The following is a 10551-nucleotide window of genomic DNA, read 5'->3' as shown; positions in this document are numbered from 1 at the left end:
TGCTGACTGTTGCCGCTGACCGAAAACTGACCCAGTAAAGGCTGTTCTGCCGACTGAAAACTGACCCAGGTGTTCAACTGCTTCTGCTCGCTTTCCGAGCAGGAGAACACAGGGTGATCAGCATGGAAATGTTGGGGAAAATTCGGCGGATGTACTTTCGCGACAAGCTGTCGCTGCATCAGATAGCCAAGCGTACCGGGCTGTCGAGAAACACCATCCGAAAATGGGTCAGAGCGCCCGAAGCAACTCAGCCGGCGTACCAGCGGTGCGCAGCCTTCAACAAACTCAGTCCATTTCACCAGACGCTGGAGCAGGCGCTCAAGGCCGATTCGTTTCGGGCAAAGCACAACCGCAGGAGCGCCAAAGCGCTCCTTGAGCTGATCAAGGCCGAGGGTTACGACGGCGGCTACAGCCAGCTCACCGCCTTCATTCGCTCGTGGCGCGGTGAGCAAGGCAAATCCTTACGTGCCTTTGTACCGTTGACGTTCGCACTCGGTGAGGCTTTTCAATTCGACTGGAGCGAAGAAGGTCTGCTGATTGGCGGCCTGTTCCGACGCATCCAGGTCTCCCACATGAAGCTGTGCGCCAGTCGCGCATTTTGGTTGGTTGCGTATCCCAGCCAAGGCCACGAGATGTTGTTCGATGCCCATACCCGCTCGTTTGGCGCGTTAGGTGGGGTGCCGCGTCGCGGCATCTACGACAACATGAAGACCGCTGTCGACAAGGTCAACAAGGGCAAGGGCCGCACGGTCAATGCCCGGTTTGCCGTGATGTGCGCGCACTACCTGTTCGACCCGGACTTCTGCAACGTGGCCTCCGGCTGGGAAAAAGGTATCGTTGAAAAGAACGTCCAAGACAGCCGACGGCGCATCTGGCTCGATGCTCAAAACTGCATGTTCCACACCTTCGAGGAACTGAATGCTTGGCTCGGCCAACGCTGCCGTGCGCTCTGGGACGAGCTGGTGCACCCGCAGTACAACGGGCTGACAGTGGCGGACGTCCTGGAGCTGGAACGCGCTGAATTGATGCCGATGCCGACCGCCTTTGATGGTTACGTCGAGCGCACCGTGCGGGTCTCCAGCACCTGCCTGATCAGCGTGGCGCGAAATCGCTACTCGGTGCCGTGTGAGCGGGTCGGCCAGTGGGTCAGCAGCCGTCTGTATCCTTCGCGGATTGTAGTCATCGCCGATGAAACGACGATTGCCAGTCACAAGCGCCTCTTTGATCGAGACCAGGTCAGCTTCGACTGGCAGCACTACATCCCGCTCATCGAACGCAAGCCCGGAGCGCTGCGCAATGGCGCTCCGTTTGCTGATCTGCCGAAGCCGTTGCAACTGCTAAAACGCGGTCTGAGGCGTCACACCAACGGTGATCGAATCATGACGCAGGTACTGGCGGCTGTTCCCATCGCCGGGCTCGATGCCGTGTTGGTGGCTGTGGAGTTGGTACTTGAATCAGGCAGCTTGAGCGCTGACCACATCCTGAATGTCCTGGCTCGACTGACATCGACAGCAGCCCCTCCGTCCGCCGAAACCAGCCTTCAACTCAAGATAGCGCCTGTCGCCAATACGGCACGCTACGACCGGCTCCGTACCACCGATGAGGAGACTCGCAATGCGTGATCTTATGGCGGAACTCAAAGAACTGCGTCTGCATGGCATGGCCAGCGCCTGGGAAGAACTGGCTTCCCAAGGAGAGGCCTCAACGACCTCGTCGAAATGGCTGCTCGAACATCTGCTTCAACAAGAACATGCAGATCGTGCCGTACGGTCTGTGAATCATCAGATGCACATGGCCAAACTCCCCATGCATCGTGATTTGGCCGGCTTCGACTTCAGCGCTTCCAGCGCTGACGCCCGCCTGGTCAGGGATCTGTCCAACCTGGAGTTCACCGATACCGCGCAAAATGTCGTGTTCATCGGCGGGCCTGGAACAGGCAAAACACACCTCGCCACCGCCTTGGCCGTGTCCGGGATCACGACGCATCACAAACGCGTGCGCTTCTACTCCACGGTGGATCTGGTCAATTTACTGGAGCGCGAAAAGTACGACGGCAAGGCAGGCCGAATCGCTCAAGGGCTGCTTCGCACAGACCTGGTGATACTCGATGAACTGGGGTATTTGCCCTTCAGCCAGAGCGGTGGTGCCCTGTTATTTCACTTGCTGTCCAAGCTGTACGAGCACACCAGCGTGGTCATCACGACCAACCTCAGCTTCTCGGAATGGTCGAGCGTGTTTGGCGACGCCAAGATGACCACGGCGTTGCTAGATCGGCTGACACACCACTGCCACATCGTCGAAACGGGCAACGAGTCCTACCGCCTGCAACACAGCAGCTTGGTCGCCCAGACGAAGATCAAATCACGTGAACGAAAGCGCAAGGACGATGATGGTGCCGAGGACGATGAGCCGTTTTGATCTGCACCAAGATACCCTGCCGCATGCCTGCATGCGGTGGGGCTTGATGCCTCGTCCACTGGGACACGACTGCTAAGCTTATCCACAATTGCTGATGCAAAAATCAGCAATCCGCCCTGGGTCAAATTTCAATCGGCAGGGTGGGTCAGTTTTCAATCAGCGCCGACAGGACGGCAAAGCCAGGCGAGTCTTTCAGCGACTGGGCAACGTATGCCTATTCAGCCTGTGCAAACTTGCCCGCTGATCGGCAAGGTAACGACCGAGACTATTGCCCGAAGACGGTTGTTGCCACTGCACTGCAACTCGGACTCATTACGGAAGCCGCAATAGCCCATTGCCGTTCGACGCCACGGCTGAACGCCCAGCAATCGGAGGCACAGTCCATTTATAGCTGCCTAGATCGGGGCTCTTTCAATGAAGCAACTGAACGCTCTTCGGTAGTGGATTCCAGTTCCCCATCGAATAAGGCTTCAGCTCTAAACACCACGGGACTCATGAAACCGACTTTAGTTGCGGCCATTCACGCCGCCGACTGGGCCGGCGTTCCGCCATCCGATCTGGATGGCGTCTATTTTCTAGAGACCTTCAGACAGATATCAGTGCAGTGCCCAAACATCGTTTCAGAAGCGTCGATGCTCAAGCTGGAGGCGTCAATTGCAGCCGGCAATATGGAGTCAGTAAATCGCACGCTGTCCGGGCACGGCTCTTCGCAAGATATGGCAATGACGATTTGGGGCTTGGCAAAAGGACTAAGTTACGATGATTGTAGCCAGCTCGGCGGTTACGAATATGAGAGTTGTCTGGCGAAAAATGAACAGCTGGATAAGCCTTTGGTGTCTCCAGAGGCCCAGCAAGATGTCCAGGTACTGGTTGGTCGCTATGGCTGCGGACAGGAAGTTGCTATCTATGCATACAACTTCAATCAGTCCCGGTCGTTGAGGTATCAGCAATTAGGTGCGCGTTACTATATTGACAGTATGAAAAATCCCGGGGATGTCGCCAAATACAGAAAAGTATTCGAGAACTGTGCGCACCAGGCCGGAGATGGGGCGGCGTATGCCTGGTGCGGTTGTTATGTGAAAGGACTGTCCCTGGTTCGGGGCGGCTATGCAAATCCACCCGAAGCGGTTGCGGCGGCGAGTCGCAGTGCTTTTTTCAAAGGGATCAGCTACTTGCCTTCGGACGCCCGCGAGTGTTTGCGCCCAGGCGAGGAAATGATGAATAGTTGGCGAAGTTCGCATTCGCCATTCACCACAGCTTGCCTCGTGTCAACGGCATCGGCAACTGGAAGCACCACACCTGGGCTGATGGAATGCGAATACCAGACAGCCTGGGGGAAAATAGTCGTGCATGATCGAAACTGCGACAGTGCAATTACTTCAAGAACGTGGGGTGATGTTCCAATAAGTTGTCGCTGAGTGTTCAGGTAATGTTCAAATTGCGTTCGCTATAACAACATTGCCACCAGCTCTTTTGCGCCGGGGCACGGATGTCCCTGTCATCGGTCAGGTCAATTACAACTCAGTACCAAATCGGTACCGCGATTGGCAAGCTTCTTGAAGCCAAGTGCTTCAACCTTGCCGTTGATCACAATAAATTTTGCTGTTGCGTCGTCTTTTGACGCACCCCAGTCCACGCTTCCGTCTGTTGATTTTGCGTAGAAATAGGTTCCATCCGCCGGAGTCGGCTCGAATGGCTGTATATGGACTCCTCCTCATTGCAAGCCCCTTTGCTTTGGCTCCCGCGCCGACTGCACACGTATATTCGGCCTCTAAATACAGCATCGTTTCGATGCAGGGCCATGATGGGCTATTCGCGCGTCAGCTCCCGATTGCTTTTTCGTGCTTTTCGCACTTAGACATTAGAGGGTTTTGCCGACGCCGGTTCGACCGGTTTGCCATCGTTCAGGTTGCTTTGCAATCGTGGTTAAGAGTTGTTTCTCTCGTGGAACACGTCGGGTAAATAGATCAGGCCGCTGCCTGATCCGGTTGGTAATCAGTGCCGTGACGCAGCATCGCCCAAGCCATGCGTGCAGTTTTGTTGGCCAGCGCAATAGCGGCCACATTGGGATGTGATCGCTCGGCTAAACGAACGGCCCACTGGCTGAGTCGATCCTCTTTGGATTTGGCTGTGCGTAGCGCCGAGCGCGCGCCATGCACCATCAATGTTCGCAGATACGCATCACCGCGCTTGCTGATACCGAGCAATCGATCCTTACCACCAGAACTGTGTTGCCTCGGTGTCAGTCCCAGCGAGGCGGCAAACTGTCGGCCATTGGCAAACTGACGGGTATCACCGAGAGCGACGACGAGCGCTGTGGCGATCATTGGGCCGACGCCGCGCAGCTGTTGAAGACGGACGGCGGAGGGCTCGCTTGTCGCGATCGCAGTGATCTCGCCGTCGAGTTTGCATACGCGTTCATCCAGCGCACGAAGGTCGCCCCACAAACCATCCAGCAGACAACGAAAGCGAGCCGTCAAACCGTTATCTGCATCTTCTAGCCAGCACGGTATCGCACGACGCAGCATCAGTAATTCCTTCGGTGCAACGAGGCCGTACTCGGCAACCAGCCCACGGATTTGATTGGCTTTGGCCGTCCGCTGTTCGATTAAGCCGGCCCGGATGCGATGCGTCGCCTGGATATCCTGTTGTTCGATCGTCTTGATGGCGACGAATCGCATGGTGGGACGGCTCATCGCCTCACAGATCGCCTCGGCATCGTTCACGTCGTTCTTGTTGCTTTTGACATAAGGTTTAACGAACTGGGGTGCGATCAGCTTGACTCGAAATCCGCGAGCTTCGAGTTGCCGCGCCCAATGATGGGCGCCACCGCAACTCTCCATGCCGATCTCACAACCAGGTTCGATCTTCTCCAGCACCGTTTGAAGCCATTGATCACGAGACAGACGCTGCCGCCAGACCGGCTTCTCATGGCGATCCACACCGTGGATCTGAAATACGTTCTTGGCCAGGTCGACCCCAATGCGCATAAGCTTCATGTGTGGACTCCTTCTCACTGTTGACTGTGGTTCGCACCTTCAGTCTGGCACTCAAGATGCCGAAGTGAGGAGGAGTCCATCCCATTGCTTTTGGCCGTTTTCTGCCTGTCGCGACTAACTGAAGTCGACTCAAGTTGCCGGTGGACCGCTGCACCTGTTGAGTCGTGTGCGCCCTCAGATCAGCCAACGAAACCAGGGGCGGCTGAACTGCCTAAAAGCATGGCCATTAGAAATTTGCATCATCACCCGCAGCCCCCCCACTAACCCCGTGGCCAGATTCGTCGTAGGCGGCTAGAGATCTATGATCGAAATAGTGCGATTAGCAGCAACGCTTATTCCACGCCTGGCGAATGTGCGGGTGTAAGGCTCACAATTCATCTCATTTGTAATTCTATAAGTAATCCTACAAGCCAGTGGTGTGTGATCTGGCATCCACGTAATAAATTTGTGAGAAAGAGTATTAAATAGCAGCCTAATCTTGAAGTAAGGCGGTTAAAGTTCCGATTAATGCCACTGACGCTTTATTTCCTGCCACTGGATTTCTGATAACCACTTATCTGCCACCGGAAAGAAAATATTCTCCTCAGCATCCATATGGTCGTAGTATTTCTTGATGAAGTCATCGATAGTGTCAGCGATTACTCTCGCCTCCTGAGTTGAGTCCTCCAACATCTTGAGCTGTCCAGCAATGCGCTCAAATGCTTGATGATCTCGCTCGATATCCTTGACCCGTTGGTGGATCGGTGCTTCAGTCGCTAGCAAGGCCCGCCGAATAAGCTCTTCATTTTCATGGTGGTGTCGCTCTGCATCACCATGCAAGGCTTCCAGTAGCTTAAACAACAGCTTGCCGTCATCGGCACCAGCGGATTCATGCCTCACCCTCCCCAGCAATCCTTTAATCTGAGTAATTTTGATAGCCACCTCATGATGATATATGTGCAGTTCTTTCAACAAAGCGTTCATCTCAAATCCTCAACTACACCAAACTATCACAGAGAAAATATTATTAACCACCCACTCCGAGGATAGCCACACATATCAATTTCCATAACTTCTAATCCCTCCACCCCCAAGCACTCACCAGCGCGTATTTAACCTTTTTATTATAGTCTGGCGCAAAACTCTCGCCCCAAAAAATTTGTCACCCTTGGATAAATTTGAAATAACAAGTGAATGTTCATATACGCTATTGTATTTGCTTAAGGCGACGCTAAAAAAATAACCAACCGCCCCCTTGGCACACCGAGCACCGTCAACCAGCCACCCGCGGGCGCCCTGCGATTGGGTTGCCGAGCAGACCAACCTGCTGGCGCTCAACGCCGCCATCGAAGCGGCTCGGGCGGGGTAGCAGGGGCGAGGCTTTGCCGTGGTCGCCGACGAAGTTCGCCCTCTGGCGCAGCGTACACGGACTTCGACCCAGCAGATCCACGGGATCATTACTTCGTTGCATACCGGTGCGATCGCGCTGTTTTGAATCGCCCCGGGTTTCGTAGGCACCTCCAAACCATACAATCAGGCCCAGCTACAACAAGTGGAGCGCCTGTAATTTCTTAGGCAAAGCCGACAGGCAACTATGGGCCGAGAGCTTCCTATGGCTTTCACGCTTGAGTGGGCGCCTGTATTTCATAAATGCGGGGCATCTGTGTCTATCGAAAGGATCACTGGATGGGTACGGTCCACAGACATCCTTTCATTGATGAGGCAACCATGGACCTAACCGCTGTTCCCTTTGGTACGACCGATTGGTCGACTGTCGAACCTGTCGAGTATGTTGGACAGACGGGTACCGCCTATTGGCGATCCTGCCAGTTTGGTTCGACGGGTGTGCGGATGGTTGAATACAGTCCTGGCTATCTGGCCGATCACTGGTGCTGGAGAGGTCATATCCTGTTGTGCCTGGAAGGCGAGTTGCACACGGAGTTGGAGGATGGTCGTCAGTTCACACTCACCGCGGGGATGAGCTATCAGGTGGGCAGCAACGCTGAGGGGCATCGATCTTTCAGCAGTACGGTGCCAGGTTGTTCGTTGTGGATTAACGCTGGAATTAACCGCTATAGACCCAGGCTGTGTGAAAACGCATGCGCCATTTTGAAGTCTGCGTTGCTACGTAAAATCTGCCAGCGTTTGGTTAATCAGCAGGCCGTAAATTTGAGTAGGAACGCGATTTTCGTTGCAGTCCTGACTGTCAAACCTACTTCAAAACGTTTTCACACAGCCTGGACCCAAAGCTGCCTGTCATATCAGGCATCAACCGGCCAAAAACAGTCACTCCCTTGTAGTAACACGCCTATCTGTTACAGATATCAAGACTGGCGATTGGGCTGCTCGGCCTTTTTACCGAAGGTCCCAAGTTCAACCGGATCCTTTGTAGAACAAGCAGATAGACATGCTGGGTGAGGTTCGACCTCGCCTGTACCTATAAACTATGAATTTTCGCTGGCTGACCACGTCGAGGGTAAACATGCGGAGCCTCGATTCTCTCCTTGAGCTTGGCAGCATAGTCCTGAGCACTTTTTTCATGCCGAAACTGCACTCGTCGGATGCCAAAACATACAGACCAAAGAGCTTCGCTTTGACTGGATAGATACTCGACCTTCACTGACATGATCATGTCTCCAGGGTGTGATCCAAGGGTTAAAAATGGATTTCAGCGGTCTTGAGTCCCAAGTCTCGAAGTTCGGCGATCAAGTCATCCAGATGCCCGAAAGACTCGACCTCCTCGTTGTCATCAACCAAGAAGTAACTTCTCCCGGCGTCCTTCTTGAAGAACACAATCCACTCCTTGGGGTTGGTCGGGTTTGCGATCACATGGGTGTCAAAGGTCACGCCTTCGGCATGTTTGCTTTTCACAGCTTTACGATTCATGTCAGTCACCACGCTACACGCGCTCTCGAAATTTTCTATTTGCAGTGCGCGCCCGTTCAGCCCCATGCGAGTCTTCACTATAAACATCTCCAGCCGCACGACGCAGTGGATCAAAGGCTTTTCAATTATCACTGCATGTTAATATTATGCACATACACCCATTAAGGAGCTAGCCATGATTGCGATAGGTGAGGCATGGAAAGCGGGACTGTTGGGTCGAGAGCACTGGCTCAGCAATATGGTGTCTGGTGTGATAGTCGGGGTCGTGGCGCTCCCCCTGGCAATGGCTTTTGCCATTGCATCTGGCGTCAAGCCTGAGCAAGGCATCTACACCGCAATCATCGGCGGCCTGCTGGTTTCACTCTTTGGGGGAAGCCGCTTGCAGATTGCCGGGCCGACAGGTGCGTTCATAGTGATTCTGGCGGGAGTCACGGCCAAGCATGGCGTTGACGGTCTGCAAATCGCTACGATGATGGCGGGTGCCATGTTGTTATTGCTGGGTATTGCCCGGCTCGGTGCAATCATTAAGTTTATCCCCGATCCGGTGATCGTCGGATTCACCGCTGGTATCGGCGTGATCATCTGGGTCGGACAGTGGAAAGACTTTTTCGGTTTACCGACGATCAGTGGAGAGCACTTCCATGAAAAGCTCTGGCATTTGCTACAGGCGCTCCCGGATCTTCATATGGCCACCACCCTGCTGGCTGCACTCAGTCTTTTCTTGGTAATCACCGCCTCCAAAATTCCCGGTCTCAAACGGGTGCCTGGCCCGCTAGTCGCAATGGCGGTAGCTACGGCGATACAGTCAACCTTTCATTTCGAGGGGGTAGCCACGATTGGCAGCGCATTTGGTGGCATACCTCAAGGTCTTCCAGCGTTTAGCCTGCCTGAAATCACGCTGTCTCGCGTCATCGATTTGATTGGTCCGGCTTTCACTATCGCCATGCTTGGAGCAATCGAATCGCTGCTGTCCGCAATGGTTGCCGATGGCATGGCGGGCACTAAGCATGATTCCAATCAGGAACTGATCGGTCAGGGGGTGGCTAATCTGGTCACGCCGTTGTTTGGGGGCTTCGCAGCCACCGGAGCCATTGCCCGTACTGCAACCAATATCCGTAACGGCGGCACAAGCCCGCTGGCCGGCATTACGCACGCGGTCACCTTGGTGCTTATTATTCTGTTTCTGGCACCACTAGCCTCAAACATCCCACTGTGCGCCCTGGCCGCCATTCTTTTCGTGGTCGCGTACAACATGAGCGAGTTGAAACACTTCAAGCGCATGGTCCAGCGAGCCCCACGAGCAGACGTGTCTATCCTGCTCATCACCTTCAGCCTCACAGTGTTCAGTGACTTGGTGATCGCCGTGAATATCGGTGTCATTCTCGCAATGCTGCACTTCATGCGCCGCATGGCCTCATCTGTGGCGGTGCAGCAGATAGTCGAGCACGAACTTGAAGAAGAGTTGAGGGCCAATGGCCATGCTCACTTACCGCCAGGGATACTGATTTATACGATTGAAGGGCCACTGTTCTTTGGTGCGGCTGAGACCTTCGAGCGTGTGTTAGCACAGACCCATACCGACCCACGTCTGTTGATTATCCGTCTGAAGCGCGTACCGTTTATGGATATCACGGGCTTGCAAGTGTTGGAGGAGGTCATTCAGCAGCTGCATAGCCGGAATATCGTGGTGAAACTCTGCGAAGCGAACACGAAGGTGCTCAACAAGCTCGATAGGGTGGGTATCCTGCAAGAAATTGGCCCGGAGCATTACCACGCCGACTTCAACACCGCGTTGGCTAAAGCTGTCAGTCACGTAGAGGGTACGTCGACCCTCTAGAGACTAACTGCCAGTGTTGGGTTATGACTTGGTACTGGCGGCATGCTTGCTCTTGGTCGAATAGCTGGCGCCGTGAGTGTCCAGGTAGTCACGAATCAGTTGGCGGACAACCTGCGAAGACGTCAGGTCTTGTGCTGCACAGAGTTCCTCAAAAGCTTTTTTCTTGACGGGATCAATGAGCACAGTGAGGCGCGCAGTCTTGCTTTCCATGGGGTATTCAATCGCTCAAGTCGCTGGATGTTAATCAAATTGTAATTGCCTTGTTCTGTGCTGTCACTGTACAGGCGGCTTGCTGCTCGGTACCTAGACTTTACTCACAAGAAAAGATTTGGTTCTCACGGTGGGTGATGAGCCGGATCTGCTCCGACTCAACATGGATAATCCCCACCCGCGAGGAAGGGAGCAGATTCATTCTAAGCTGGCCGCCTGCCT

Annotated in this window: 8 protein-coding genes and 2 pseudogenes; 6 read left to right on the top strand and 4 right to left on the bottom strand. The window is 54.2% G+C overall.

Features of this window, described 5'->3' with window-relative positions:
• Positions 1–122: 122 nt before the first annotated feature.
• The 3 genes from istA (at position 123) to ACYZTL_RS26555 (ending at position 3836) form a co-directional block, all read left to right on the top strand.
• Positions 123–1622: an IS21 family transposase gene (gene istA, locus ACYZTL_RS26565; protein WP_461950425.1), complete on the top strand. Its 1500-nt coding sequence runs from the start codon at positions 123–125 to the stop codon at positions 1620–1622.
• Positions 1615–2418, top strand: coding sequence for an IS21-like element helper ATPase IstB (gene istB, locus ACYZTL_RS26560; protein ID WP_461950426.1), 804 nt, complete (start codon positions 1615–1617; stop codon positions 2416–2418). Before istA ends, istB begins: the two co-directional genes overlap by 8 nt.
• 494 nt (positions 2419–2912) lie before the next feature.
• Positions 2913–3836 (top strand): hypothetical protein, encoded by a 924-nt coding sequence (locus ACYZTL_RS26555; RefSeq protein ID WP_461954222.1) that lies wholly within the window; start codon positions 2913–2915, stop codon positions 3834–3836.
• A gap of 549 nt (positions 3837–4385) precedes the next feature.
• On the opposite strand, the gene ACYZTL_RS26550 is transcribed toward ACYZTL_RS26555, so the two are convergent.
• Complete coding sequence (locus ACYZTL_RS26550) at positions 4386–5417, bottom strand: IS110 family RNA-guided transposase (protein ID WP_461950015.1); 1032 nt, start codon at positions 5415–5417, stop codon at positions 4386–4388.
• 504 nt (positions 5418–5921) lie between these two features.
• Positions 5922–6380: a hemerythrin domain-containing protein gene (locus ACYZTL_RS26545; protein ID WP_461950014.1), complete on the bottom strand. Its 459-nt coding sequence runs from the start codon at positions 6378–6380 to the stop codon at positions 5922–5924.
• A gap of 322 nt (positions 6381–6702) precedes the next feature.
• Between ACYZTL_RS26545 and ACYZTL_RS26540 the strand changes: the two are divergent.
• Both ACYZTL_RS26540 and ACYZTL_RS26535 read left to right on the top strand, forming a co-directional pair.
• A pseudogene (locus ACYZTL_RS26540) lies at positions 6703–6876 on the top strand (methyl-accepting chemotaxis protein); the annotation flags it as partial.
• A gap of 248 nt (positions 6877–7124) precedes the next feature.
• A pseudogene (locus ACYZTL_RS26535) lies at positions 7125–7453 on the top strand (DHCW motif cupin fold protein).
• Positions 7454–8051: 598 nt separating this feature from the next.
• Here ACYZTL_RS26535 and ACYZTL_RS26530 read toward each other — a convergent pair.
• A complete protein-coding gene (locus tag ACYZTL_RS26530) occupies positions 8052–8282 on the bottom strand; it encodes a hypothetical protein (RefSeq protein ID WP_032828974.1) in 231 nt (76 codons plus the stop codon).
• Between the two features lie 175 nt (positions 8283–8457).
• Here ACYZTL_RS26530 and ACYZTL_RS26525 point away from each other — a divergent pair, with 175 nt between their 5' ends.
• Positions 8458–10119, top strand: coding sequence for a SulP family inorganic anion transporter (locus ACYZTL_RS26525; protein ID WP_461950013.1), 1662 nt, complete (start codon positions 8458–8460; stop codon positions 10117–10119).
• A 21-nt stretch (positions 10120–10140) separates the two neighbouring features.
• Here the strand turns inward: ACYZTL_RS26525 and ACYZTL_RS26520 are convergent, their stop codons facing one another.
• Positions 10141–10329: a ribbon-helix-helix protein, CopG family gene (locus tag ACYZTL_RS26520; RefSeq protein WP_095077032.1), complete on the bottom strand. Its 189-nt coding sequence runs from the start codon at positions 10327–10329 to the stop codon at positions 10141–10143.
• Between the last annotated feature and the right edge of the window lie 222 nt (positions 10330–10551).

The sequence above is a fragment of the Pseudomonas sp. LB3P81 genome, from assembly GCF_054897965.1.
Note: the sequence above shows the minus strand (reverse complement) of the source record. Positions and strands in the feature narration are given on the sequence as shown.

What these genes read in the sequence shown, in the direction of transcription:
- istA (WP_461950425.1), top strand. Translation starts at nt 123, where the DNA reads ATGGAAATGTTGGGGAAAATTCGGCGGATGTACTTTCGCGACAAGCTG.
- ACYZTL_RS26545 (WP_461950014.1), bottom strand. Translation starts at nt 6,380, where the DNA reads ATGAACGCTTTGTTGAAAGAACTGCACATATATCATCATGAGGTGGCT.
- ACYZTL_RS26555 (WP_461954222.1), top strand. Translation starts at nt 2,913, where the DNA reads ATGAAACCGACTTTAGTTGCGGCCATTCACGCCGCCGACTGGGCCGGC.
- ACYZTL_RS26525 (WP_461950013.1), top strand. Translation starts at nt 8,458, where the DNA reads ATGATTGCGATAGGTGAGGCATGGAAAGCGGGACTGTTGGGTCGAGAG.
- ACYZTL_RS26530 (WP_032828974.1), bottom strand. Translation starts at nt 8,282, where the DNA reads ATGAATCGTAAAGCTGTGAAAAGCAAACATGCCGAAGGCGTGACCTTT.
- istB (WP_461950426.1), top strand. Translation starts at nt 1,615, where the DNA reads ATGCGTGATCTTATGGCGGAACTCAAAGAACTGCGTCTGCATGGCATG.
- ACYZTL_RS26520 (WP_095077032.1), bottom strand. Translation starts at nt 10,329, where the DNA reads ATGGAAAGCAAGACTGCGCGCCTCACTGTGCTCATTGATCCCGTCAAG.
- ACYZTL_RS26550 (WP_461950015.1), bottom strand. Translation starts at nt 5,417, where the DNA reads ATGAAGCTTATGCGCATTGGGGTCGACCTGGCCAAGAACGTATTTCAG.